The 24,610-nt window shown below is 63.9% G+C and carries 20 protein-coding genes; 2 read left to right on the top strand and 18 right to left on the bottom strand.

The features are described from left to right. Nucleotides 1-26: 26 nt before the first annotated feature. The 3 genes from K1X15_RS01790 to K1X15_RS01780 form a co-directional block, all read right to left on the bottom strand. Nucleotides 27-806 (bottom strand): ATP-binding cassette domain-containing protein, encoded by a 780-nt coding sequence (locus K1X15_RS01790; RefSeq protein WP_240549626.1) that lies wholly within the window; start codon nucleotides 804-806, stop codon nucleotides 27-29. Continuing rightward, nucleotides 806-1,864: an ABC transporter permease gene (locus K1X15_RS01785; protein WP_220305794.1), complete on the bottom strand. Its 1,059-nt coding sequence runs from the start codon at nucleotides 1,862-1,864 to the stop codon at nucleotides 806-808. The genes K1X15_RS01790 and K1X15_RS01785 overlap by 1 nt, the downstream gene beginning before the upstream one ends. A gap of 79 nt (nucleotides 1,865-1,943) precedes the next feature. Further along, nucleotides 1,944-2,921, bottom strand: coding sequence for a sugar ABC transporter substrate-binding protein (locus K1X15_RS01780; RefSeq protein WP_220307393.1), 978 nt, complete (start codon nucleotides 2,919-2,921; stop codon nucleotides 1,944-1,946). Nucleotides 2,922-3,149: 228 nt separating this feature from the next. Between K1X15_RS01780 and K1X15_RS01775 the strand changes: the two genes are divergently transcribed. Next, nucleotides 3,150-4,343 carry an ROK family transcriptional regulator gene (locus K1X15_RS01775; protein WP_220305793.1) on the top strand — a complete coding sequence of 398 codons (1,194 nt, stop codon included), beginning with the start codon at nucleotides 3,150-3,152 and terminating at the stop codon, nucleotides 4,341-4,343. Between the two features lie 3 nt (nucleotides 4,344-4,346). Here the strand turns inward: K1X15_RS01775 and K1X15_RS01770 are convergent, their stop codons facing one another. From K1X15_RS01770 to K1X15_RS01740, 7 genes are all read right to left on the bottom strand, one after another. Further along, nucleotides 4,347-5,405, bottom strand: a complete 1,059-nt coding sequence (locus K1X15_RS01770) for an ABC transporter ATP-binding protein (RefSeq protein WP_220305792.1) — start codon at nucleotides 5,403-5,405, stop codon at nucleotides 4,347-4,349. An 11-nt stretch (nucleotides 5,406-5,416) separates the two neighbouring features. Beyond that, on the bottom strand, nucleotides 5,417-7,618 hold the full coding sequence (locus K1X15_RS01765) for a glycoside hydrolase family 2 protein (protein ID WP_220305791.1): 2,202 nt from the start codon (nucleotides 7,616-7,618) through the stop codon (nucleotides 5,417-5,419). An 8-nt stretch (nucleotides 7,619-7,626) separates the two neighbouring features. Then, complete coding sequence (locus K1X15_RS01760) at nucleotides 7,627-8,445, bottom strand: carbohydrate ABC transporter permease (protein ID WP_220305790.1); 819 nt, start codon at nucleotides 8,443-8,445, stop codon at nucleotides 7,627-7,629. Further along, nucleotides 8,442-9,275: a carbohydrate ABC transporter permease gene (locus K1X15_RS01755; protein ID WP_420828372.1), complete on the bottom strand. Its 834-nt coding sequence runs from the start codon at nucleotides 9,273-9,275 to the stop codon at nucleotides 8,442-8,444. Before K1X15_RS01755 ends, K1X15_RS01760 begins: the two co-directional genes overlap by 4 nt. Before the next feature lie 157 nt (nucleotides 9,276-9,432). Beyond that, complete coding sequence (locus tag K1X15_RS01750) at nucleotides 9,433-10,707, bottom strand: ABC transporter substrate-binding protein (protein ID WP_220305788.1); 1,275 nt, start codon at nucleotides 10,705-10,707, stop codon at nucleotides 9,433-9,435. Nucleotides 10,708-10,810: 103 nt separating this feature from the next. Further along, nucleotides 10,811-11,803 (bottom strand): LacI family DNA-binding transcriptional regulator, encoded by a 993-nt coding sequence (locus K1X15_RS01745; protein ID WP_220305787.1) that lies wholly within the window; start codon nucleotides 11,801-11,803, stop codon nucleotides 10,811-10,813. 57 nt (nucleotides 11,804-11,860) lie between these two features. After that, nucleotides 11,861-14,296, bottom strand: a complete 2,436-nt coding sequence (locus K1X15_RS01740; RefSeq protein ID WP_220305786.1) for an EAL domain-containing protein — start codon at nucleotides 14,294-14,296, stop codon at nucleotides 11,861-11,863. 158 nt (nucleotides 14,297-14,454) lie between these two features. Between K1X15_RS01740 and K1X15_RS01735 the strand changes: the two genes are divergently transcribed. Beyond that, complete coding sequence (locus tag K1X15_RS01735) at nucleotides 14,455-15,174, top strand: class I SAM-dependent methyltransferase (protein WP_220305785.1); 720 nt, start codon at nucleotides 14,455-14,457, stop codon at nucleotides 15,172-15,174. Between the two features lie 33 nt (nucleotides 15,175-15,207). Here K1X15_RS01735 and K1X15_RS01730 read toward each other — a convergent pair whose 3' ends face one another. Genes K1X15_RS01730 through K1X15_RS01695 form a run of 8 tightly spaced genes read right to left on the bottom strand, consistent with a single transcriptional unit; the run spans nucleotide 15,208 to nucleotide 24,509 of the window. After that, nucleotides 15,208-15,855, bottom strand: coding sequence for a ThuA domain-containing protein (locus tag K1X15_RS01730; RefSeq protein ID WP_220305784.1), 648 nt, complete (start codon nucleotides 15,853-15,855; stop codon nucleotides 15,208-15,210). Then, the gene (locus tag K1X15_RS01725; protein ID WP_220305783.1) at nucleotides 15,852-17,483 is read right to left on the bottom strand and encodes an acyltransferase; all 1,632 of its coding nucleotides are present in this window, start codon (nucleotides 17,481-17,483) and stop codon (nucleotides 15,852-15,854) included. The genes K1X15_RS01730 and K1X15_RS01725 overlap by 4 nt, the downstream gene beginning before the upstream one ends. Continuing rightward, nucleotides 17,483-18,493, bottom strand: coding sequence for a hydroxyacid dehydrogenase (locus K1X15_RS01720; protein WP_420828371.1), 1,011 nt, complete (start codon nucleotides 18,491-18,493; stop codon nucleotides 17,483-17,485). The genes K1X15_RS01725 and K1X15_RS01720 overlap by 1 nt, the downstream gene beginning before the upstream one ends. Then, entirely contained in the window at nucleotides 18,490-20,343 is a 1,854-nt protein-coding gene (locus K1X15_RS01715; protein WP_220305781.1) for a DUF2264 domain-containing protein, read from the bottom strand. Before K1X15_RS01715 ends, K1X15_RS01720 begins: the two co-directional genes overlap by 4 nt. After that, entirely contained in the window at nucleotides 20,343-21,374 is a 1,032-nt protein-coding gene (locus K1X15_RS01710) for an ABC transporter ATP-binding protein (protein ID WP_220305780.1), read from the bottom strand. The genes K1X15_RS01715 and K1X15_RS01710 overlap by 1 nt, the downstream gene beginning before the upstream one ends. Beyond that, nucleotides 21,371-22,405 carry an ABC transporter ATP-binding protein gene (locus K1X15_RS01705; protein WP_240549625.1) on the bottom strand — a complete coding sequence of 345 codons (1,035 nt, stop codon included), beginning with the start codon at nucleotides 22,403-22,405 and terminating at the stop codon, nucleotides 21,371-21,373. The genes K1X15_RS01710 and K1X15_RS01705 overlap by 4 nt, the downstream gene beginning before the upstream one ends. Then, entirely contained in the window at nucleotides 22,380-23,519 is a 1,140-nt protein-coding gene (locus K1X15_RS01700) for an ABC transporter permease (RefSeq protein WP_220305779.1), read from the bottom strand. The genes K1X15_RS01705 and K1X15_RS01700 overlap by 26 nt, the downstream gene beginning before the upstream one ends. Continuing rightward, entirely contained in the window at nucleotides 23,520-24,509 is a 990-nt protein-coding gene (locus tag K1X15_RS01695; protein ID WP_220305778.1) for an ABC transporter permease, read from the bottom strand. Nucleotides 24,510-24,610 lie beyond the last annotated feature (101 nt).

Genomic DNA, 24,610 nt, shown 5'->3' with positions numbered 1-24,610 from the left:
GGGGGACCTGGCTCAAAGAACGGGCGTCAGGCCGCGTTGGCGCTGGCGCCCGGGGCGGTCTTGGCCCCGGTCATGAAGGCCACGGCGTCGGACATGGTATAGTCCTTGGGGTCGATGACGCAGAGGCGCCGCCCCAGCCGGTGCACATGGATGCGGTTGGCCACCTCAAACACATGCGGCATGTTGTGGCTGATCAGGATGATCGGAATGCCGCGTGCCCGCACGTCCTGGATGAGGTCGAGCACGCGGCGGGATTCCTTGACGCCGAGCGCCGCGGTCGGTTCATCGAGAATAATGACCTTGGAGCCGAAGGCCGCCGCCCGGGCCACGGCGACGCCCTGGCGCTGGCCGCCGGACAGCGTTTCCACCGCCTGGTTGATGTTCTGAATGGTCATCAGGCCCAGTTCGGAGAGCTTTTCGCGGGCGATGCGCTCCATGGCCGGGCGGTCGAGCTGGCGCAGCACCGTGCCCATGAAGCCGGTCTTGCGGATTTCGCGGCCCATGAACATGTTGTCGGCAATCGAGAGCGCCGGCGACATGGCGAGGGTCTGGTAAACCGTTTCGACCCCGGCATGGCGGGCATCGATGGGCGAGGCGAAATGCACCTGCTGCCCCTCGAGGAAGATCTCGCCGCTATCGGGCTGGATGGCACCGGACAGCGCCTTGATCAGCGAGGACTTGCCCGCGCCATTGTCGCCGATGACGGCCAGGATTTCTCCGGGCATCAGGTCGAAGTCGCAATTGTCGAGGGCGGTGACGCGGCCATAGCGCTTGTTGAGGGCGCGGGCGGAAAGAATGGGTTGCATCAGGCAGAAACCTTTCTGATCCACTGGTCCACGGCGACGGCACCGATGATGAGTGCGCCGATGAGGAGATAGGTCCATTGGGCGTCGGCCCCGAGCAGGCGCAGGCCGAGCGAGAAGACACCGACGATGAGCGCGCCGAAGAACATGCCCAGGATCGAGCCGCGGCCGCCAAACAGCGAGATGCCGCCGATCACCACCGCAGTGATGGATTCGATATTGGCGGACTGGCCGGAGGTGGGCGAGACCGAGCCGATGCGGCCGATAAGCACCCAGCCGGCAAAGGCGCAGATGAGACCGGACAGCGCATAGACCGAAATCAGCACCTTGCGCGAATTGACGCCGGAGAGCTCGGCCGCCTCGGGATCGTCGCCCACTGCATAGACGTGCCGGCCCCAGGCGGTGTGCCGCAGCACATAGGCCAGGAACAGCACCAGCAGGATGAAGAAGATGACGCCATAGGTGAACACCGCCCCGCCCACCGAGAAGGACTGGCCGAAGAACTGCAGCAGCGGCGCGCTGGCCTCGATCTCCTGGGCGCGGATGGTTTCGTTGCCCGAATAGAGGAAATTGGTGGCGAGCGCGATCTGCCACATTCCCAGGGTGACGATGAAGGGCGGTAGCTTGATGCGGGCGATCAGCCAGCCGTTGACGAAGCCGATAAAGGTGCCCACGGCCAGCCCGCAGGCCACGGCCAGCACGGGCGGCAGGCCCAGGCGGAAGGTGAACTGGCCCATGATCACCGAGCTCAGCACCATGATGGCGCCGACCGAAAGGTCAATGCCGGCGGTGAGGATGACCAGCGACTGTGCTGCCCCGACAATGCCGACAATGGCCACCTGCTGCAGGATCAGCGTCAGCGCGAAGGACGAGAAGAACTTGGTGCCGAGCAGCGCCCCGAAGACCAGGGTCGACAGGACCAGCACGATGAGCGGCACCAGCGCGGGATTGGAATGCAGGGCATGCTGCACGCGCGAGAGCAGGGTGTGCTGATAGGAAAAGCTGGCCACGGCATCGCTGCCGGGCACGAGGCCGCTCTCGGCCCCCGACTGGTTGGACATGGGTTTCCTCCCCGGTTCCCATTGGCCTAGCAGGGGCGGTCTCAACCGGCCCCTGCCAGATCATATCGCAAAGTTTGGCTTAGCCCCAGCAGAGGGCGGCGCCCTCGGTGCTGTCGATGGATTCAACGCCATCGACCGGCTCGTCGGTCACCAGCTTCACGCCGGTATCGAAGAAGTCCTTGCCCGGCGTCGGCTTGGGCTTGGCGCCGGTATCGGCCCATGCCTTGATGGCCTCGACCCCGAGCGCCGCCATCTGCAGCGGATATTGCTGCGAGGTGGCGCCGATGACGCCGTCCTTGACGTTAGCCACGCCCGGGCAGCCACCATCCACCGAAACGATCAGCACGTCGTTCTCACGACCGAAGGACTTGAGCGCCTCATAGGCACCGGCCGCGGAGGGTTCATTGATGGTGTAGACCACATTGATCATCGGGTCCTTGGCAAGAAGGTTTTCCATGGCCTTGCGGCCGCCTTCCTCGTTGCCGGCAGTGATGTCGTGGCCGACAATGCGCGGATCGGTTTCATCGCCCCATTTGTTCGGATCGCCCAGGTCGATGCCGAAGCCCTGGAGGAAGCCCTGGTCGCGCAGCACGTCGACGCTGGGCTGGCTGACCGCGAGGTCGAGCAGGGCGATCTTGGCATTGGCCACGCCATCGGCACCGAGCTTGCCGGCAGCCCATTTGCCGATCAGTTCACCGGCGATGAAATTGTCCGTCGCGAAGGTCGCGTCGGCGGCATCGATCGGGGTCAGGGGCGTATCGAGCGCAATTACGACGAGGCCCGCATCGCGCGCCTTCTGCACCGACTGCACGATGGCCGAGGTGTCCGAAGCGGTGATCAGGATGCCGCTGGCGCCGTCGGCAATGCAGGTCTCGATGGCCGCAACCTGGGTCTCGTGGTCGCCGTCGATCTTGCCGGCGAAGGACTTGAGCGTCACGCCCAGCTCGGCGGCCTTGGCCTCGGCGCCTTCCTTCATCTTGACGAAGAAGGGGTTGGTGTCGGTCTTGGTGATCAGGCACGCGCTGACGGCGTCCTGGGCCATGGCGGTGGTCGACATGGCGGCGAGGCACAGGGCTGTGCCGATAAGCAGCTTTTTCAAGTTTCTCTCTCCCTTTGCGGCCGGCTTCAACGAGGCTCCTCCGCCTCGCCCGACCCCGGCCTTGCTCGATTGACGCCATTATCGTGGCGGCATTCCGCCGGCCCGTCAATATATAAATCTAATTTATTTATTTATTATGCCCCGACCATCTTCCGCTTCGCAAAAGCTGTCTCTATGGTGCCCGCCATGGGAGAGCCGATCATCAGAACCGTCAGCCGCGGCGTGAACCAGAGTGGGGTTCGCGACCACAATGAGCGCCTGCTGCTGACACTGCTGCAGCGCCATGGTCCCATGGCGGGGAGCGAGTTGGCACGGCTGGCCAATCTGTCGCCGCAGACGGTCTCGATCATTCTGCGCGAGATGGAGGCCGAGGGCCTGCTGGCGCGCGGCACTCCGGTCAAGGGCAAGGTGGGCAAGCCCTCCGTGCCCATGAGTCTGGCCGAGGGCGGCGTCCTCTCATTCGGCTGCAAGATCGGGCGGCGCAGCGCTGTCCTGCTGCTCACCGATTTTCGCGGCACGGTGCGGCACCAGCTGCAGATGACCTATCAATATCCCCTGCCCGAGCCAATCTTCGCCTTTCTCAAACAGGGCATGGCGGACATTCTCGCCCGCTGCACGGCGCCGGAGCGGGAACGCATCTGCGGCATCGGCGTGGGCACGCCCTTCGAATTGTGGAAATGGAGCGAGCTGGTCGGGGCACCGGCCGATCAATTCGCCTCCTGGCGGGAGATCGACATTGCCGCAGAGGTGGGCAAGTTCACCGCCCTGCCCGTCTCGGTGGTCAACGATGCCACTGCCGGCTGCCAGGCCGAACATATCTATGGGCGCGGCAAGGAATTCCGCGACTATGCCTATTTCTTCATTGGCGCCTTTGTGGGGGGCGGCATCGTCCTCAACCATTCGGTCTATCAGGGCCATCACGGCAATGCCGGGGCGCTGGGATCGCTCCGCAGCTTTGGGCCGCAGGGCGAAAGCCAGCAATTGATCGACACCGCCTCGATCCATCTGCTCGAGGCGCGGCTGGCCGAAAACGGCCACGACCCCGCCGCGCTCTGGGAGCAGCCGCAGGACTGGGAGCGGTTCTCGCGGTTCGTCGAACCCTGGATCGGCCGCACCGCGCAGGAATTGGCCCGTGCCAGCCTCTCGGTCTGTGCGGTCATCGATTTCGAGGCCATCCTGATCGATGGAGCCTTCCCCGCCGCGGTCAAGCACGAGCTGGTCGAGCGCACGCGGCGCTATCTGGTCAACCAGGATATGCGCGGGCTCATCGCGCCACAGGTCGAGGCGGCCACCGTGGGTTTCAACGCGCGCGCCATCGGCGCGGCCACGACGCCGCTCTTCGAGCGCTATTTCATGAATAGCGGGCTATTGCTGCAGTAGGGGTCAGCGCAGCCGCTGGCCGTTTTCGTCGAAGACCAGAAGCGTTGCCGGATCGAACTTGGCCGCATAGCGGTCGCCGGCCTTGAGGGTCCGGTTGTTGTCGGTGGCGATGGTGATCAGCTCGGCGCCCTTGTCGCGCGCATAGGCATAGGTCTCGCCGCCCAGATGCTCGATGATCTCCACGGTCACGTCGAGGGCCGCACTGCCCGCGCTGGTGAAATGCTCCGGCCGGATACCGACGGTGACAGCAGCGCCATTGGCCAGCGCCACCGGGGCGGGAATAACCTGGCCGGGGAAATCGGCAAGACGAATGCCGCCGGCCTCGGCGATGCCCTCAAGAAAATTCATCTTGGGCGAGCCGATGAAGCCGGCCACGAAGATATTGTCCGGATCATCATAGAGTTCGAGCGGCGATCCCACCTGCTCGATGCGCCCGTCGCGCAGCACCACGATCTTGTCGGCCAGGGTCATGGCCTCCACCTGGTCATGGGTGACATAGATGATGGTGGTGTTGAGTTCCTTGTGGAGCCGCGCCAGTTCGATGCGCATATGCACGCGCAACTCGGCGTCGAGATTGGACAGCGGCTCATCGAAGAGAAACACGTCCGGGTGCCGCACGATGGCGCGGCCGATGGCGACGCGCTGGCGCTGCCCGCCCGAAAGCTGGCCGGGGCGGCGTTCGAGCAGCGGTTCCAGTTCGAGGATGCGCGCCGCCTCGGCCACGCGCTGCTCGATCTCGGCCTTGGGCCGGCCGGCGAATTTGAGCGCGAAGCCCATGTTCTCGCGCACGCTCATATGCGGATAGAGCGCATAGGTCTGGAACACCATGGCGATGCCGCGCCGGGAGGGATCGACCTCGTTCATGCGGCTGTCGCCGATATAAAGATCGCCGCCGGTGATCTGTTCGAGCCCGGCGATCATGCGCAGCAGGGTGGATTTGCCGCAGCCCGAGGGCCCGACAAAGACCACGAATTCCTTGTCGGCGATGTCGAGGTCCACGCCCTTGATCACTTCGACCGAGCCGAAGGACTTCTTCACATTGGCCAGCTTCAATCCAGACATGGGCAGGTTCCTCAGCTTGCGGACAGGGTTGCGACGGCGCGGCCCAGCCGCTCATTGGTCACGGTGACGGTGATCGGGCCCTGGCCGGTGGATTTGAGCCAGAAGCCGGTCGAGCCGGCGCGCAGCGGGACCAGGCCCGGGCCCAGCCGCTCGGCAGCGCCTGAGACTTCGATGGAGACAGGTTCGGGGAAGAAGGGCAGTTTCTTGCCCGACTGATCCAGCGCCCGCACCATGACGCGGGTGGTGTCGCCTGCCGCGCCGATCTCGGTCGCGTCGGGCACGACTTCGAGCGTCGTCGCAACTGGGTCGGAGATGAAGTTCACCGTCTTGACCGCCTGGCCATCGAGATAGCCGGTGATGGTGGCGTCTTCCCAGCTCATCCCCCACAGGCCCAGTTCTTCGTCGGTCAGGTGCTCGCGCTTGATGATGACCGGCGCGTGGGGAAGATGGGGGAAGGCCTCGCGGTCGGGCGTGAAGCGCTTGGGCTTGTTCTTGCCATAGGTCAGCTCGACCGCATCGCAATTGGTCAGGATGATCAGCGGCAGCACGCCGCCGATATTGCGCTCGCCGCGGGCCCAGAAGGTCACCGGCTTGAGGATCACCTCGTCGGCGGGATCGCACTGGCTGATATAGGCATAGGCTGCGAATTTTGGCTCGCGGAACATGTCCATGACGCCATGGTGGCAGAGGCGGTCGCCCGAGCCGAAATCCTTGTGCGTGTTGTAGTCGAAGGCGCACCAGCCGATGCAGCCCGCGATCTGCGGGTCGCCATAAGCCGCGTTCATCACCTCGAGATGGCGCGTGACATGTTCGGCCTGGCGCTGCTCCTGGTCCCAGCTCTTGGTCGGGTACATGTGCCCGCCATATTCGGTGATCATGTAAGGCACGACGCGATCGAGGCCGGTTACCTCCTGCTGCGGCCGCAGCGGGGTGCGCGGGCGGTTGCCGCCCCATTCCTCGTTGCCGAGGATGAAGTCGTTCATCGTATAGACGTCTTCGAGCAATTCGCTCTCGGTGATGTAGCGCACGCCACCGGTCGAGCGGGTCGAGTCCAGCTCATGCGCCAGCCTGTTGGTGCGCAGGTAGAAGTCGTGGTCGTCCTGACTTTCGTTGATGCGCACGCCCCAGATGACGATGGAGGGGTGGTTCCAGTCGCGGGTGATCATGCGCCGGACGTTCTCGACGCTCTCGTCCTTCCAGCTTTCGCCGCCGATATGCTGCCAGCCGGGGATTTCCTCGAAGACCAGCAGTCCCAGCTCGTCGCAGCGGTCGAGGAAATAATGGCTCTGCGGATAGTGCGAGGTGCGCACCATGTTGAGCTTGAGTTCGCGCTTCAATATTTCCGCGTCGCGCTCCTGCGCCGACTTGCCCAGCGCATAGCCGATATAGGGGAAGGACTGGTGCCGGTTTAGGCCCCGGAGCTTCAGCGCCTTGCCGTTGAGCTTGAACCCTTCGGTGGTGAATTCGGCGGTGCGGAAGCCGAAACGGAATTTTGCCTCGTCCTGCCCATGGGTCGTGTCGATGGTGACCGCGAGCGTATAGAGCGCGGGATTGTCGATGTCCCAGAGGCTGATACCGGCAAGGCCATCGAAGCCGATCTCGACGCTGGCGCCATTGATCGCCGCATCGGTCGAGGCGATCGCCTTGCCATCCGCATCAAGCAGCGTCGCGATCAGCCTGCCCGAGAGCGGCAGGTCCTGCGGATTGCTCAATTCGATGCGGACCCGTACCGATTTCTTTTCGGCCAGCGCATCGGGCGTCTCCACCTTGGCATTGCCGACAAAGATCGGCGCCGTCACCCGGAGCCAGGCTTCGCGATAGATGCCGGCATAGGTGAGATAGTCGATCTGCCCGCCAAAGGGCGGAATCTCGGGGTTTTCGCTGCCGTCGATGGTGACGGTCAGCACATTCTCGCCGTCCTTGAGCTTGCCGGTCAGCCGCGCCTCGAAGGGCGTGTAGCCGTCCTTGTGCGCCGCGATTTCCTGGCCGTTGAGGCTGACCTTGGCATTGGCCATGGCGCCATCGAAGACGACGGCAACCTCTTTCCCCTGCCACGCCGGTTCGGCGGCAAAGCGTTTCTCATAGGTGAAGACGCGCTGATACACCTTCTCGTCAAAATAGGAGAAGGGCAGCTCCACCGCATTGTGCGGCAGGCGGACGCTGTCCTTGCCCTCGAACAGCCAGGAAGAATTGAAATCGATCAGGGGACGCATGGAAGTCTCTATTTGACGGCGCCCAGCATGCCTTCGACGAAGCGGCGCTGGAGCAGGAAGAAGATGACGAGGGTGGGCAGGGTGGCGAAGATCGCGCCGACCATGACCACGCCGAAATCGGGGGTATAGGCAGAGGTGAGCCCGGCGACCACCAGGGTCAGGGTCTTCATCTCATTGGTCTGCAGCACGATCAGCGGCCAGAGATAATTGTTCCAGTTGGCCATGAACACGATGATGGTGGCCGCCGCATAGGTCGAGCGCATCACCGGCATGTAGACGAACAGGAAAATCTGCCATTCCTTGAGCCCGTCGATGCGCGCGGCGTCGCGCAGCTCGTGCGGGAAGGCCTTGGTGGCCTGGCGGAAATAGAAGACGATGAAGATCGAGGCCACCGTGGGCAGGATGATCGCCTGGTAGGTGTTAATGATCTTGAGGTTCGCCATCATGATGAACAGCGGCACCATGAGTGCGGCGAAGGGGATGGAGAGCATCAACAGCAGGCCGCCGAAGATGCGCTCGCGGAAGCGGGAGCGGAACATCTCGAAGCCATAGCCGGCCAGCGAGGAGACCAGCAGCGTCAGCGCCGTGCCGACCCCGGCGATGAAGAACGAGTTGAACAGGATCCTCGGCATGTCCACCGAGGTGAAAAAGGTGACGATATTGCTCCAGAGGGCGCCGCCGGGCGTGGCCTTACCCTTGATCACGTCGGCGGAGGTATTGGTGGCACCGACCGCCATCCAGAAGAAGGGGAAGACCGAGATGAAGGCGGCCAAGAGCAGCAGCAGATAGGTGGCCGCGCGGCCGATCAGGGCGAGAGGATTGCTCATGCGCGGCGATCCCTTGCGGCCAGGAACTGGATGAAGGTGAGGATACCCACGAGCACGACGATGACGTAGGAAACCGTCGAGGCATAGCCGAAGCTGGGCATGAACTTGAAGCTCAGATTGTAGATGTAGAGCGACAGCGTCAGCGTCGAATCCGAGGGCGCGCCGCCATTGGTGATCAGGTTCGGCTCGTCGAACAGCTGCAGGGTGCCGATGGTGGAGATGACGGTGGTGAACAGGATCACCGGCTTCAGCATGGGCACGGTGATGTGCCAGAAGCGGGCCCATGCCGGGACGCCGTCGATCCGTGCCGCTTCGTAGATCGAGCGGTCGATATTCTGCATGGCGGCGAGGTAAAAGATCATGTTGTAGCCGGTCCAGCGCCAGGTGATGGCGCTGATGATCACCACCTTGGCCCAGAAGGGATCGGCCAGCCACGGGATGGGGTCCTGGATCACATGGATGGCCATGAGCATCTGGTTCATGATGCCGTCCTGGGCAAACATGGACTTGAAGACCACCGAATAGGCCACCAGCGAGGTGACGCAGGGCAGGAAGATGGCGGTGCGGAACCAGGAACGACCCCAGAGATTGCTGTCATTGAGCGCATTGGCGAACAGCAGGGCCAGGATCAGCATGATCGGCACCTGGATGGCCAGGAAGGTCAGCGTATTGGTCAGCGCCCGGATGAAGACCGGATCCTGGGTCAGGCGCAGGATATTGGCGAAGCCGCCAAAGCTGAAATTCATGCCGCGCCCAACCTGGAAGCTCATCCAGAGCGACCACAGGATGGGATAGATCATGAAGACGCCGAGCAGGACCAGCGCCGGCATGACAAAGAGCCAGCCATTCCATTGTTCAGTGCGTGCCAGACCGGATTGCGCCACGCCAACCCCCATTGCCGGAGCCAAAAATCACCGATGACCCCCGCGTGGTACGCGGGGGCCTCGGGGAGGCCGGAGGCGGCGAACCGCCCCCGGTGTTGCGATCTTACTGGATCTGCTGGCTCACCTGGGCCTCGATGGCCGCGGCGATCTCGTCGACATTGCCACCGCTGGTCAGGGCCGGGATCTGCGCCACGACGGCCGCGTCGGCCTCGTTGGTGAAGATGCCGTAGTTGACCGCCGGGATCTGACCGAGCCAGTCGGAGAAGTTCTGCCAGACCGGAGCGCCGCCGAAGAAGTCGTCGCTGGCCGAATAGGCCTCGCCTTCACGGGCGGCAAGCAGCGAGCCAAGGGCGCCCTGGTTGACCAGGATTTGCTGGTAGAACTCGGTGTCCTGGCCCCAGACGGAGGACAGGAAGTCGACGGCCGTGTCCTTCTCGGGAGCCGAGGAGAGCACATACCAGCTCGAACCGCCCAGGTTGGAGGCATTGGTTGCACCTTCGACGCCATCGAGCGCCGGGATCGGGGCAATGCCCCACTGGCCGGACTGATCGGCATTGGCCTTGATGGTCCCCACCATCCACACGCCGGTCACGGTGCCCAGGGTGTCGCCCGAGGTGAACGAGCCGGTATATTCGGTCCAGCCGGCGACGGGCTTGGTGATGCCCGAGGCGACCAGGTCCTGATAGGTCTTGAGCGATGCCTTGAACACATCGTTATTGGCGATGTTCACGCTGCCATCGGCATTGAAATACCAGGAGCCGGCGGACTGCATCATGATGCGGAAGATGCCGGCATCATTGGGGTCGATCGGGAACAGGATCTGCCCGGTCTTGTCCTTGATGTCCTTGCCGATCTCGATCAGGCGGTTCCAGGTGATGCCTTCGAGGTCAGCGGCGCTGTAGCCAGCCTCTTCGAGAATGTCGGAGCGGTAGAAGAAGCCGGTGACGCCGGAATCGAAGGGCAGCGAATAGCCCATGCCATTGAGCGAGGCGAGCTCGACCTTGTAGGGCGCAAAGCCCGAGAGATCGATCTTGTCGCTCAGCGGCTCGAAGGCGCCGGGGAAGGACTGCAGGTATTTCTGGGCACCGTAGTCCTCGATCAGCACGATGTCGGGCAGGCCGTCCGTGGTGCCCGAGGCGAGCTGCGCCTGCAGCTTGGTCTCGAGGTCGGCCTTGGCGAAGTCGACGATATTGACGGTCACGTCGGGATGCTCGGCGGCATAACGCTCGGCGGCGAGCTTCATGGTGGCGCCATTGAAGTTCGGGTCCCAGCACCAGACGGTGATCTCAGCGGCGGACGCGGCCGTCACGCTGAACATGGAAATCCCGGCCAAAGCGATGGCGAGCGAGCGCTTCAGGCTCGTGGAAAAGCTGGTCATTGATAATCCTCCCAATTGGGTGTTTCCTCATCACCCTGAAGGCAAGACTAATATGACTTTTGGACCGAGGCAAGAATTTCAGTAAATTTTTACCTCGGAAAATTTACTGCGCGCTTTCGCCCGTCAAAGCGCGGGTACTCGCCCGCCAGACAATGCGCGATGCCAGGCTGATCTGCTTGGCCAGTTCACGCCCGCCAACCCGCTCGAGCAGCAGTTCCACCGCCGCCTCGCCGATCTCCTCGGCCGGCAGGTGCACGGTGGTCAAAGGCGGGTTGAGGAACTGGGCAACCGAGATGTCGTTGAAGCTGGCCACCCCGATATCGCCGGGGATGGACAGGCCCGCCTCGTGCAGGGCGCGATAGGTACCGATGGCCATGGAATCGTTGAAGGTGACGATGGCGTCGAGCGGCCGCCGTTCGGCGAGGATGTCCCGGGTCAGGCGGTAGCCGCCCTCTTCGGTATTGTCGCCGCTGCGGAACAGGCGGTCGTCAAACCAGCCCGCCGCGGTCATCCACTGCACGAAGGCCTGGGCGCGCCGGTCGCCCCAGCCGATATAGGCAATGCGCCGATAGCCGCGCTGGGCCAGCGCCGCCAGCAGCTTTTCCATGGCGGCGCGCAGGTCGGCGGAAACCGAGTCGATCTGGTCGTCATGGGGCACGTGGTCGGCAAATACGATCTGCCGCGAATTGCGCTGCAGCCATTCGGTTTCGTCCTCGTCATGGCGGCCGATAGCGATGGTGCCGGACGCTTCCTGGAGGAGCTTGGCATCGGGGCGGGCGTCGGTGTGGTAAACTTTTACCGTTTCGATCTTGAGGGCAGCGCAGCGGCGCTCGATGCCCAGGCGCAGGGCGACGTAATAGGGATCGACCAGTTCGCGCTCGGGCGCCAGGAAATGCACCAGCGCCAGCTTGTTCAGCCCCTGCTGGTTGGCCCGGTTGCGGTTGCGCGGCGTGGCATAATTGAGCGCTTCGGCCGTCTCGATGATGGCCTGGCGCTTGCGGTTGGAAATCGAGAGCGTTGAATCGTAATTGAGGACGCGCGAGACGGTTGCGCTCGATACCCCGACTGCCGCAGCAATTTCTTTGATCGTAACCATGGCCGGCACGCTACTGCCGGGCCCGCGTCGGGGTCAATCAAAATGCCCGATGGCGCTTCAGGCCCTGAGCCCCGGCTCGAGCCTGTCGGCCCAGTCGATGGAACCAGGACGACCGAGCAGAAAGCCTTGCGCCTCGGTGCAGCCTTCCTTGCGCAGCACGTCGAGTTGCTCACGCGTTTCCACGCCCTCGGCCAGTACCGGGACGGAGAGGCTCCGTCCCAGCGCCAGGATGGCGCGCACGATGGCCTTGGATTGCTCATTGCTCTCCACCTCGCTCATGAAGGAGCGGTCGAGCTTGATCTTGTCGAAGGGGAAGCTGCGCAGCGTGTCGAGCGAGGAATAGCCGGTGCAGAAATCGTCGATGGCGATCGAGACACCCATGGCCTTGATCTGGCGCAGGATGTGCAGGGCGCGCTGCTTGTCGCCGATAATGGAGGTTTCGGTCACTTCCAGCTCAAGGCGTGCCGGCGCCAGGCCCGACATGAACAGCACGTTGCGGACCGTTTCGACCAGTTCCACCTGGGAGAGCTGGATGCCCGAAACGTTGACGGCGATCTTGTAGGGTTCAGGCCAGGATGCGGCTTCGAGACACGCCATCTTGAGCACCCAGATGCCGATGGCGTTGATGGCCCCGCATTCCTCGGCCACAGGAATGAATTCGGAAGGCGGGACCTCGCCATGGCCCGGACGGTTCCAGCGCAGCAGCACCTCGTAGCCGGTGATATCGCCTGTCGCGACCGACTTCTGCACCTGATAGGCGAGATAGAAGCCATTCTGCTCCAGCGCCGTCCACAGGTCGCGCACCATGTCGCGCCGCTGGCGGGCCTGCTCATCCATGTCGTGTTCATAGTAGCAGATGCGGCGGTCGAACTCGATCTTGGCGCGATACATGGCCAGGTCGGCATTGCTCATCAACTTGGACAGGTCCCGTCCATCATCGGGCCAGACAGCGACCCCGATGCTGCCGCCGGGCGTCACTTTGAGCGCCTCGGTTTCGATGCGTTGCGTCAGGGCCGCCTCGAGCCGCTGCAGGAACTCGCGCAGCCCATCCATGGTCGTGAAGATCTTGATCGCCGCGAACTCGTCGCCCCCCAGCCGGGCAATGACTTCCCCTTCTCCGAGCAGGCTGTTGAAGCAGCCTGAAAGAGTCTTGAGCACCATGTCGCCGGCGGCATGGCCGTGGCTATCATTGATCTCCTTGAAGTGGTCGAGGTCGATGGCGATGATGGCGATCTTGTCCCCCGCCTCCTCGGCCCGGGCCAGTGCCCAGTCGAAGGATTCCCGGAAGCGCGCCCGGTTCGGCAGGCCCGTCAGGCCATCGTGGCGGGCCAGATGGGCGATGGCGCGCTGCGAGCGATGCCGTTCGGTGATGTCGTCGATCGTGGTCACCCAGGAGCCGTCGCCGATGGGGCTGTGGCTGACCTGCAGGACCCGGTCCTCGGCGAAGCTATGGACGATCTCGCCGCCCCCTGCGATCAGCGGCGCATGGCTCGCCATCACCTGATCGATGCGCGCTTCGAGATCTTCCGGCGGATGCTCGCTGCCCAGAACACTCAAGTGGCAGGTGCGGCGAAAGCTGATGCCCGCCAGGTTCATCGCCGGGTCGATGCCAAGCAGGGACGGAAAGCGCTGGTTGTAGAGTTGCAGACGCCCCTCGGCGTCGTAGAGGCCCAGCCCTTGCGCCATATGGGTCATGGCCAGTTCGAGCTTGCCGGTGACCTCGCTGATCCGGGCTGCGTCCCGCAATTGCCGCTCGTTTTCACGTTCGGTGCGGCGCCGGTCGGCCTCGTCGAGCACCGTGCTGCCCAGGGCCAGCGCCAATAGCAGCATCGAAATGAAGGCGAGGGCCACCGAGAGCCAGAACCCATCCAGCCCGCCATCGGCCGAGAGCGGGAAACACAGCGAAAAGTCGGCGGCGGCCATGGCGGTGAAATGCATGGCACAGATGGCCAGCGTCAGAAGCAGGGCCGCCGAAAGCAGCCGCCGCGTGCTGCCATCCATGCCGATGGTGAAGGCGAGGCCCGCAAAAGCCATGCCGGACAGGATGGAGGTGGCGACCAGACCCGGGTTCCAGCCCAGGCTGCCGCCCATCACCAGCGCCGCGATGCCGGCATAGTGCATGGTCGAAATGGCCACGCCGACCACGGCGCCGCCCAGAAACCGGTCCAGGGCGCTGGTCGCACGAATGGCCAGCGCGATGCCGACGCCGCACAGCACGATGGCAATCAACAGCGACAGCGCGGTCAGCCAGAGATCGTAGCCAAGGGTAAAGCCGGGGCGGAAGGCCAGCACCGCCACGAAATGGGTCGCCCAGATGCCGAAGCCAACGGCCAGCGCAGCCACCGCCGTCCATACCGAGCGCATGCGGCCATGAGCGCGGCGGGCGTGGCGCAGCAGGCCAATGCAGGCATAGGAGGAAATCATGCAGATCGTCGCTGCCAGGACGATGTGGGCCGGCTCGTGTGCCGTGAACAGGAACTGAATGACCGGCAAGGACGCGCCTATGGAATTATCCCAATGGACGACCATCCGTGCAGACAATGCCTTACGGAACCGTCACCAATCCCGGCCAGGCGCGAAAATGTGATCAAAAACTGGGCAATGCCGGAGATCGTCTATAGCATTGCGTGCAATCGAGACCGGGACCGGACATGACCACCAGCCTCTATCCTTCCGACTTCTACGCCGACCGGCGGGCCCATACGCTGCATGCGGCCCGCGCCATCCTGGCCGCTCTGCCGACGGGATTGGCGCGTCGCCGCCTGGCCGATATCGGTTGCGGAACCGGCACTTTCCTCGCCGCGGCGCTGGAGACCGGCACCGTCGAGGCATTCGGCATGGAGGGCGACTGGGTCAGGCCGGACATGCTGGACGATCCCCGCATTGTCTTTTCGGCGCGCGACCTCGAACAGGGATTTTCGGGTCCTGCCGTCGACCTGGTGCTGTCGCTGGAAGTGGCCGAACACCTTTCGCCGGAACGCGCCGCCAGCTTTGTGAATGATCTGGTGGCCATGGCCCCAGCCGTGCTGTTCAGCGCCGCCATTCCCGGACAGGGTGGGGTCGGGCATCTCAACGAACAATGGCAGAGCTATTGGGCAGACATTTTCGCCGGTCACGGCTATCACGCCCATGACGTGGTGCGGCCGGTCATCTGGGCCGATGAGGCGGTGCCGGCCTGGTATCGGCAGAACGCCGTCCTCTACCTGCAGGGCGATCTGGGCGAGAGGCTGGGGCTCGCCGCCACGGCGCCCGAGCTCCTCGACAGGGTGCATCCGGCCTTCTGGGCGCGCGCCAATCGCGAACTGAGATATGCCAATGCGCTGCCCGAATCCGAGGTGCTGCGCCAGCAGGCGCAGCAACAGCAGCAATAGGCGTTCAGGATGCGTTCATTAAGCGACTCCTGGCTAGCTTCGGGCCGCCCAGAGCAGTCCACGCTTCAGGATGGTGCGCACCTGCGGAATCTCCAGCTCGTCCGCTGTATGCCCGAGTGATGAATAGAACACCCGTCCCTGGTCGTGATATGTCGTAAAGACGACAGGCATGACAACATTCTTGCGCCAGGGATGATGTTCCCCCGAAAAGGTTGTGGTCGCGAGAACTTCGACTGCAGGGTCGTAATTGAGATAATATTGTTCCGATGTATGCTCGAAACTCCCGATCCCCGCCATGATCGGGTGATCGGGCCGGGTAATATCCACCTTATAGGTCATGATATTGCCCGGATGCTGCACCCAGTAGACGCTGGCAGCGTAGCGGAACGGCACGCTGGCGCGGAACGTCGTCGCTAACCCCATGTGATAACTCGCTAATCCGGTGCCGGCGCGGATCGCGGCGATGAGATTGGCCATCTTTTCGGGCGCCAGCGTGCCATCGGTGATGACAGGCACGACGAGGTCGTTGCTGCCCACATCCTCGGCGCCGAGGGCGTCGTAATCGGGGGTCACGGTGACCGAAAAACCTTCTTCTTCCAACAGGTTACGCACCACATGCGCGCCGCGCTCGGGCGTATGCAATTCCATGCCGCCCCAGACGACGAGGGCTTTCTTGGTCATAGTCCCAGTCCCACTGCTTGTGTGCGGTGCACGCCTTTGGGCACGAAGCAGAATGCATTGTCATCGCCCAGCAACTTGGCCGCCAGATGCACGACCGAAAGCCACATCTCGGTCCCCTGCAGGCCCGGTATCTGCCCGTCCGCAAAGGGAAAACCCTCGCCATCGACCCAGCGCTCCCCGGCGCGGGCGATGATGGCGCGGGCGATGTTTTCGGCCTCGGCGCGACGATGGTCGGTCTGGCCGAGGCACAGCAGCAGCGGGTGGATGGTATCGAGCAAATTGCAGGCCGTGTAGGTCGGTCCGGAGAAGCCACCATAATTGCGGTAATTGAGCAGCACGCTGTCGATGGCCGCCTCGGGCCGTGGCACGGCAATGCCGAATTGGGCATAGGTGCCGCGGGTCAGCCGATAGAAGCCATTGACCGGTTGCAGCAGGCCCTGCTCCGCGGTCGGCGAACCCCACAGACCCGACGCGCGATCCTGCTTGAGCGCCAGCCAGCCGAACAGCGTTTCGCGTGACGTCGCGCTCGAGAAGTAGCGGGCATTGAAATAGAGCGCGGTGCCGATGGTATCGACATCAGCTCCTGCGCCCCAGGCGCGCTCGCGCCAGGTCAGGCTTTCGAGCCATTGGCAGAGCTCCGGCCCGGCCAGTTCCACCGCCGAAACCGGATGGAGTGGGCGGGCGCCCAGCACTTCGAGCGCATAGCCGACGGCAAGGACATTGTAGAGCGCCAGCCCGTCCCGGCGCAGCGCAACGCCAGGTTTGGGCTTCTGGTAGGGATCGGGGAAGAGCCCGGTTTCCGGGTCCTGGATCGCCTGCAAGCGGGCGGTGGTCGCCGGGACATCAAGCCCTTCGGGCAGCTCACCAAAGCCCGCCGCGATCTCGATGGCGTCGCAGAGATGACGAATGCTCATGCGGGCCGCGCCGTGGTTCTCGCGCGAGAGATAGTCGCCCTCGACCATGTTGTGCCTGAGGATATCCTGGAACTGCCCCCTCGCCCGTTCGCCCAGCGCCTGCAATTGCGCCCTTGTCTCGTCGCGCCGTCCCCGCCCGCGATAGCGCAGCACCCTTGCCGGCACGCCGCCGACAATGGCCATGGGCGGCACGTCCTTGCTGACCACGGCGCCTGCCGCAATCACTGCACCACGACCTATCGTGACGCCATCAACCACCACGGCATTGGCGCCGATCCACACATCGTCCTCGATGGTAATGCCCAGCGTCTCGTGCTTTTGCCTGTAGATCGGGACATCGGGGTCGTCATAGCCATGGTTGAAGCCGACCAATGACACGTGGCTGGCAATGCGTACGCCATCCCCGCAACTGACGTTGCCCGAAATCATGGCGTAGGGATTGACCGTGCAATGGGCGCCGAAGACGGCCTCTCCGCGCACCAGCGCATGTCCGGCGATCCAGCTTTGCTCGCCCAGTTCCAGCCGGGTCGTGAAGATCGCGGCGTCGGCGGCGACATAGGCGGTGGGATGAAAGCTCGCACCGGCCCGTGCGGCAAGGTCGGCCTGCCGCGCCCGGTGTTCGGCGCTTTCGATATCCTCGGGGCGACGATCCCAGGTCAGGAACTGCAGGCGTCGCTTGTGCCAAGCCTCGTCTTCGCGGTTCTTGTCGAGCATCACGCCAATCTCTCCAGCAGTGCCGGTTCGATTTCATAGAGCATGGGTTCGCCGCGCACGAAGCGCTCCACCTCCTCCACGACCATCAGCCCCAGCCGCGCCCGCTCGGTACCGATGGCCCCCGCCACATGGGGCGTGAGGAATACATTCGGCAGGGTGAAGAGCGGCGAGGTAGCAGGGGGAATCTCCGGGTCGGTGACATCGATCACGGCATGAATACGGCCCGTCTGCAACTCGGCCACCAGTGCCGCTTCATCGACCAGCGCGCCCCGCGCCGTGTTGATGAAGGTGGCGCCATCCTGCATGAGCTTCAGCTGCCGGGCGCCGATCATGTGCCGCGTCGAGGGCAGCGAGGGCGCATGCACCGAGACCACATCCGAGCGCGCCATCAGGGCGTCGAGTTCCACCAGTTCCACCTGCCGGGCGATCGGGTCGTCGGCCGCAACGAAGGGGTCGGAGAGCAGGACGTCGAGATCGAAGCCGGCCAGCATGGCCGCGACCTTGCGGCCGATGCGCGAGGCACCGACGAGGCCCACCGTGCGGCGGAAATTGCCGATCGGCATGTCCATCAGCTCATGGCTGGAGCGGCGCGTCGGATCGGCGCGATAGAGGTCGCGCAGCTCGAACATGCGCTTGTTGGCGAACAGGATCGCGGCCAGCGTGAACTCGGCCACCGGCACGGCATTGGCCTCGGCCGCATGGGTGACGCGGATGCCCGTGGCATAGGCCGAATAGTCGACGGTGAACTTCACCGTCCCGGCCGCATGGGCGATGAGCTTGAGATTGGGCGCTGCACGCAGCACATCGGGGGAGAGCATGGGGCAGCCCCAGCCGGTCACGAGCACTTCGGTCTGAGACAGGACCGCGCGCGCTTCGGGCGTCGAAAAGCTGGTCAGCGGCTCGGCGGACACGACTTCGCAGACGGCGCCCAACCGCTGCAGCGCCTCGTCATCGAAGACGTGCCTGGTCTTGTGCGGATCGAAGGCGAAACTCAGTCTTGGCCGCATCAGAAACGCTCCGGCACGAGGATGGCGCTGACATCAATGCCCTCACGGGCAAAGAGGCTTTCGAGCGCTGCAATGTCGGGCGCTTCGGGCGGGTTGGCGAGTGCCGCGTCGGCCCCGGCGTCCGCGGGTAGAGCCATGGCCGCGGTGACCAGCACGGTGGTGCCGGCCGGGATGTCGCCCCGCAATTGCGGCACGATGGTCTTGGAGGCGATGAGATTGGTGTTAGGCAGGGCCCTATGGGCACGGCCTTCACGCTGCCCGCCCAAATCGAGGATGGCGCTGAGATCGGTTTTCGACCGGGCCACCGCCCTGCCCCTTTCGTCGATATAGGTATCGGCATTGAGATCGGCGCGCTCGATGGCGAAGCCGCCTTCGGTGCCATGCAGCGCGCGCGGCGTGTTGATCCGGTGCACCCGGATGTGCCAGGGATTGGCCGGCAGCAGCCAGGTTTCCACCGTCACGTCACTCCACGGCTTCCAAACCGCATGGAGAGCCGTGCCCGCGATCTGCGCCTCTTCGTTGGTCTCGCGCACGCGGTAGTGGCGGCCGTCATCGCTGAGGGCCAGCGCGCCGTCGAAGGCGCCCTGGTGATAGGCGCGTTCGTCCGCCTCCACCGAGAAGCCATAGCGGCTCGAATAGACGAACTTGGCGTATTTCTCGGTGCCGTGCCGCATCTGCCAGTTCTGCTGGCCGGAGGATAGGGCCACCACATTGCCCTTCGTATGGAAGGCGACCATGCCCGGATGCTTCATCGACACGGGCTCGGCATCGAACTCGGCCGCTTCTTCCTCGGCCATCCAGAAAGGATGGTCGGCGGGCAGGGCCAGTGGCAGGAAGGCCTTCAGCGCCCAATAGGGCGAGCCGGCGGAATTGTAGCTCTCGGACATGAAGAGGTTGGGATAGCCATAGCCGATGGAGAGCACGCCATTGCCATGGGCAATGGGCTTGTCGGCCCACCAGCGGAGGTGGCGCATGAAGTGGCCCTTGATCTTGCCCCAGGGCAGGGCTTCGAGATCGGCAAAGGCCAGAGCGCCCCAGAAACCACCACAGGCAAAGCGGTAGGTGAGCGAGCGCCCGAAAACCAGCGTGCCGCCGTCCTCGTCGAACCAGTGCTGGATGTCCTGGGCAAAGAGTTTTGCCCTCTCCTTGTAGGCGGCCACGCGCTTGTCGTCGCCCCGCGCCAGCCTGGCATAGATCAGGCCATAGAAATGCATGGCGAAGGGAATGTAGTGGTCGATGCGGCGCACATTGCCGTCGCGATACCAGCCCTCACCGAGATAGAAGCCGTCCAGCTCCTCAAGATACTTTTCGGTCAGCGAGCGATCAAACTCGACCCCGCATTCCTCGAGCCCGAGATCAACCAGGATGCGGAAGAACTTCCAGTTATTGTCGGCATAGTCGAATTGCCGCGCATGCTTCAAATAGGCCGCCAAGTTGTCCTTGGCCTTTTGCGGCAGTGGCTCCCAGACCAGGTGCGGCAGCATGCGCATGGTGAACCCGATCGCCGCCAGCTCGACCATGCGCTGGTCGGTGGAATTGACCTGGCCCCAGTATTCGGGGTGATCCGGATCGGTGCCATTGGCAAGGCCCTGCCTGTAGAGCTCCCAGTGCGCAAAATCACCGCCGCCGGCGGCCAGTGGGGTCAGTCCCCAGAGCGGACGGGCAAAGCCCTCGAGATCGGCCGCAGCGCGATCAAAGTGCGCCCCCGCGCCGTCAAGCCGCACCCGCGCACCACCCTCCGAAAAGTAGGGCAACAGCGGATCGAAGAGATCGCGCAGACCCCTTTCGACATCGGTGCGGGTCTTGAGCGGATTGCCAAAGAGCGGATTGGCGGCGGCCGGATTATAGGTCATTACGCAATAGCCTTTGTCGGCGCCTCATAGGCGCCTTTGAGATCGAGTGTTTCGGCAAAGTGGCAGGCGGCGAGTTGCGCCGTGCCATGAACGGGTCGCAGTTCCGGCTTTTCGGCACGGCAGCGGTCGGCCGCATATTTGCAGCGGGTGTGGAAGGGGCAGCCCTTGGGCCGGTTGCCGAGATAGGGGATCTCGCCCTTGAGTTCCTTGTTCCGCCCCTTGCGTCGGGTCGGGTCGGCAATGGGCAGAGCCTCGAGCAGCATCTCGGTATAGGGATGGCGCGGCCGCTCGAACAGCATTTCGGTGGGCGCGTTCTCGACCACGTGGCCGAGATACATCACCACCACCCGGTCGGCTATGTAGTTCACCACCCCCAGGTCGTGGCTGATGAAGATGTAGGTGAGGCCGAACTCTTCCTTGAGGTCGTCGAGGAGGTTCAGCACCTGCGCCTGGATCGAGACGTCGAGCGCCGAGACGGCCTCATCGGCGATCACCAGTTTCGGGTTGAGCACCAGCGCCCGGGCAATGCCGATGCGCTGCCGCTGGCCGCCGGAAAAGGCATGCGGATAGCGCCCGGCCGCATCGGGCGAGATGCCGACCTTGGCCAGCGTCTCATAGACGCGTGCTTCCAGCTCCCGGCCCCGCAGCAGTTTGTGCACCCGCAGCGGCTCGGCGACGATGTCAAAGATCCGCATGTTGGGATTGAGCGAGCTCATCGGGTCCTGGAAGATCATGCGGATATCGCGGCGATAGGGCTTGATCTCGCGCTTCGAAAGCGTGGTGAGATCAACATGTCCGCCCTCGTCCGGATTGTAGAAGACGTGACCGGAAGACACCGGCTGCGCCTTGATGATGCAGCGTCCCAGCGTGGTCTTGCCGCAGCCGCTTTCCCCGACAATGGCCAGGGTCTCGCCCTTTTCGACCGTCAGGTTGATATCGTTGAGCGCTACCAGTTCGCGGCCCTGACGGAAGAGGCCGCCGCCAAGGTGGAAGACCTTGCTTAGATTTTCGACGGTGAGCAGGGCGGTCATGCCATCACCTCTTGCTTGACTTGGGTGAGCAGGTGGCAGCGCGCGACGTGGCCGTCGCTGACCAGGGTGCGTTCGGGCCTTGTGCCGGCGCAGGGACCGAAGGCATGTGGGCAACGCGAGGTGAAAGCACAGCCCGTCGGCCGGTCCTTGGGTGACGGCACTGTGCCCTTGATGGGCGAAAGGCGCGTGCGGTCCGCCTTGCGCTGCAGCCGCGGCACCGAATTCATCAGCGCCTGGGTATAGGGATGCTTGGGCGCCCGGAAGACTTCGTAGACATCCCCCTGCTCCACCACGTCGCCCAGATACATGACTGCAATGTCGTCGGCGATCTCGGCCACGACGCCCAGGTCGTGGGTGATGAACAGCATGGCCATGCCGAAATCGTCCTGCAATTGCCGCAGCAGGTCGAGGATCTGCGCCTGCGTGGTGACGTCGAGCGCCGTCGTTGGCTCGTCGGCGATCAGCAGTTTTGGCGTGCAGGCCAGCGCCATGGCGATCATGGCGCGCTGGCGCAAACCACCCGACAGCTCGAAGGGATAGGCATTGGCGCGGTCGCGGGCACCAGGAATGCCGACCTGGTCGAGTAGCGCCACCGTGCGTTCGCGCGCCTGGCGGGGCGAGAGCCCTTCATGGAGCACAATGATCTCGTCGATCTGGTTGCCGATGGTATGCACCGGCGAGAGCGAGGACATCGGCTCCTGAAAGATCATCGAGATTTCCGCGCCGCGGATGGTGCGCATCGCGAGACTGTCGGACTTGAGGTCCGCAATATCGACTGCACCCTTGCCGGTATCGAAGAGGATTTGCCCGGTGGGGATCCTGGCGTTCCTGTCGAGCAGCCGCAGCACGGCGCGGGCGGCGACGGACTTGCCGCAGCCGCTTTCACCCACCAGTGCCAGCGTCTTGCCGGGGGTAAGGGTCAGATCGACCTGCCGCACCGCCTCGATATCGGCCTCGTCGGGCGAGGAGAAGGTGATGGACATGTCCTTGATGGTGAGAAGCGGATTAGCGGCCATGGGGGTCTGCGGCATCACGAAGGCCGTCTCCGAAGAAGTTGAGGGCAAGGATGACCACGACGACGCAGAGGCCGGGGGCCAGCAGCCAGGGCGCGGTCGCCAACGTGCGGATGTTCTGCGCGTCCTGCAGCAGAGTGCCCCAAGAAACAATCGGCGCCTGGAGGCCTAGGCCGAGGAAGCTCAGCGCCGTTTCGGCGAGGATCATGCCGGGAATGGCCAGCGTCGCCGCCGCGATGATGTGGCTGGTGAAACTGGGAACCATGTGCCTTGTGACGATGCGCCAGTCGCTGGCGCCATCGAGCTGCGCCGCCGTCACGAAATCCTCGGTCCGCAGCGACAGGAACCGTCCCCGCACCACACGGGCCAGTTCGGTCCAGCCGATCAGCGAAAGGATGATGGTGATGGCGAAATAGGTCTGGAGCGCGCTCCAGTCCTTGGGCATGGCCGCCGCCAGGCCAAGCCAGAGCGGAATGGTGGGCATGGACCGGATGAACTCGACGGTGCGCATCACCGCGCCATCGAACCAGCCGCCATAGAACCCGGCAAAACCACCGATGACGATGCCGAAGAAGAGGCTGAGGGTCACCCCCGCCAGGCCGATAGAGAGCGAAATGCGGGTGCCGTGGATCAGCCGGCTCAGCATGTCGCGGCCGAGCCGATCGGCGCCCAGGATGTAGAAGGGGTCGCGGGGATTTTCCACGCCCATGAGCTTGACCGACATCGGAATGAATCCGGCCAGCAGATAGGGCTCGCTCTCGACGAAGAAGCGCACTGGCAGGCGGACGGTGTCGTCGAGCACGAAGGTGCGCCGCAGGGCGACCGGGTCGATCTCGGTCTTGTAGCCATAGACATAGGGCCCGAATTCCCAGCCACCATCCTCGTTCTGCGCGATGAGGTGCAGGCCCTGTGGGGGTGCATAGGTGTAGCGGGCGCTGTAGTGGGAAGGATCCACCGGGGCCAGGAACTCGGCCAGGATGGCGATGAGATAGAACAGGCCGACGATCCAGAGGCTGACCAGGGCCAGCTTGTGCTGCCGGAAGCGGCGCCACATCAGGCCGAACTGGCTTTCGCGGACAGTGCGGCGGGGCGCAATGGCGGGAGCGAGATTTTCCATGCTTTCGACAGCCATTTACTTGGCCCCGTAGCGAATGCGGGGATCGATGAGGGCGAGAAGAATGTCCGAGATCAGCGTGCCGATGACGGTAAGGACGCTGAGCAGAAGGATAATGGCGCCTGCCAGATACATGTCCTGGGTGGTCAGCGAGCGCAGCAGCATGGGCCCGGCGGTAGGCAGGTTCATCACCACCGAGACGATGACCGAGCCCGAGACCAGGGCCGGCAGCAGCCAGCCAATGGTGGAGATCAGCGGGTTGAGCGCCAGGCGCACGGGATATTTGAGGATCACCTTCCACTCCGGCAGGCCCTTGGCGCGCGCGGTGACCACATAGGGCTTTTTCAGCTCGTCGAGCAGGTTGGCCCGCAGGATGCGGATCAGCTCGGCCGTGCCGGCCGTCGCCAGCACCAGCACCGGTATCCAGGCATGAGCGAGGAAGTCCCAGAGGCGCGGCAGGCTCCAGCGCGCGGTTTCGAATTCAGGCGAGAACAGCCCTCCCAGCGTCACGCCGAACCAGATATAGGCCAAGTACATGAGGATGAGGGCGAAAAGGAAATTGGGCAGCGCCAGGCCGATAAAGCCGGCGACCGTGGCGAGGTAATCGCCCAGGGAATATTTACGCACCGCGGCATAGACGCCGATGGGCAGTGCGATCAGCCACATGACGATGACCGCCAGGCCCTCGACCATGATGGAATTGCCCAGGCGACCCCAGATCAGCTCCCAGACCGGCCGCTTCCATTCGAAGCTCTGGCCGAAATTGCCCTGCACGATGCCGGTGACCCATTTCCAATATTGGACATAGAAGGGTTCGCCCAGGCCGTATTGCTGGCGCAGGTTTTCGATGACGCGCGGGTCGACCTGGTCACCGGTGGCCGAAAGCGAGGCGATGTAGCTGGTCAGGTAGTCACCGGGCGGCAGCTGGATAATGGCGAAGGCCACGATCGAGATGGCGACCAGTGTGAGAAGCATGGCGATGACGCGCCGAATGATGAAGCCGACCATGATGCGCCTTTCGAAGAGTTCGGGGCTCTCCCCGCGGCCGGGAATACCGCGGGGAGATGGAGCGGGGGGAGGTAGGCCCGCTATGTCCTGGAGCGGACGCG

The organism is Devosia salina, assembly GCF_019504385.1.
GTDB classification, from domain to species: Bacteria; Pseudomonadota; Alphaproteobacteria; order Rhizobiales; family Devosiaceae; genus Devosia; species Devosia salina.
Note: the sequence above shows the minus strand (reverse complement) of the source record. Positions and strands in the feature narration are given on the sequence as shown.

What these genes read in the sequence shown, in the direction of transcription:
- K1X15_RS01785 (WP_220305794.1), bottom strand. Translation starts at nt 1,864, where the DNA reads ATGTCCAACCAGTCGGGGGCCGAGAGCGGCCTCGTGCCCGGCAGCGAT.
- K1X15_RS01730 (WP_220305784.1), bottom strand. Translation starts at nt 15,855, where the DNA reads ATGACCAAGAAAGCCCTCGTCGTCTGGGGCGGCATGGAATTGCATACG.
- K1X15_RS01750 (WP_220305788.1), bottom strand. Translation starts at nt 10,707, where the DNA reads ATGACCAGCTTTTCCACGAGCCTGAAGCGCTCGCTCGCCATCGCTTTG.
- K1X15_RS01780 (WP_220307393.1), bottom strand. Translation starts at nt 2,921, where the DNA reads ATGTCGACCACCGCCATGGCCCAGGACGCCGTCAGCGCGTGCCTGATC.
- K1X15_RS01700 (WP_220305779.1), bottom strand. Translation starts at nt 23,519, where the DNA reads ATGGCTGTCGAAAGCATGGAAAATCTCGCTCCCGCCATTGCGCCCCGC.
- K1X15_RS01790 (WP_240549626.1), bottom strand. Translation starts at nt 806, where the DNA reads ATGCAACCCATTCTTTCCGCCCGCGCCCTCAACAAGCGCTATGGCCGC.
- K1X15_RS01705 (WP_240549625.1), bottom strand. Translation starts at nt 22,405, where the DNA reads ATGCCGCAGACCCCCATGGCCGCTAATCCGCTTCTCACCATCAAGGAC.
- K1X15_RS01715 (WP_220305781.1), bottom strand. Translation starts at nt 20,343, where the DNA reads ATGACCTATAATCCGGCCGCCGCCAATCCGCTCTTTGGCAATCCGCTC.
- K1X15_RS01775 (WP_220305793.1), top strand. Translation starts at nt 3,150, where the DNA reads ATGGGAGAGCCGATCATCAGAACCGTCAGCCGCGGCGTGAACCAGAGT.
- K1X15_RS01725 (WP_220305783.1), bottom strand. Translation starts at nt 17,483, where the DNA reads ATGCTCGACAAGAACCGCGAAGACGAGGCTTGGCACAAGCGACGCCTG.
- K1X15_RS01710 (WP_220305780.1), bottom strand. Translation starts at nt 21,374, where the DNA reads ATGACCGCCCTGCTCACCGTCGAAAATCTAAGCAAGGTCTTCCACCTT.
- K1X15_RS01735 (WP_220305785.1), top strand. Translation starts at nt 14,455, where the DNA reads ATGACCACCAGCCTCTATCCTTCCGACTTCTACGCCGACCGGCGGGCC.
- K1X15_RS01745 (WP_220305787.1), bottom strand. Translation starts at nt 11,803, where the DNA reads ATGGTTACGATCAAAGAAATTGCTGCGGCAGTCGGGGTATCGAGCGCA.
- K1X15_RS01770 (WP_220305792.1), bottom strand. Translation starts at nt 5,405, where the DNA reads ATGTCTGGATTGAAGCTGGCCAATGTGAAGAAGTCCTTCGGCTCGGTC.
- K1X15_RS01695 (WP_220305778.1), bottom strand. Translation starts at nt 24,509, where the DNA reads ATGGTCGGCTTCATCATTCGGCGCGTCATCGCCATGCTTCTCACACTG.
- K1X15_RS01755 (WP_420828372.1), bottom strand. Translation starts at nt 9,275, where the DNA reads ATGCCGGCGCTGGTCCTGCTCGGCGTCTTCATGATCTATCCCATCCTG.
- K1X15_RS01760 (WP_220305790.1), bottom strand. Translation starts at nt 8,445, where the DNA reads ATGAGCAATCCTCTCGCCCTGATCGGCCGCGCGGCCACCTATCTGCTG.
- K1X15_RS01765 (WP_220305791.1), bottom strand. Translation starts at nt 7,618, where the DNA reads ATGCGTCCCCTGATCGATTTCAATTCTTCCTGGCTGTTCGAGGGCAAG.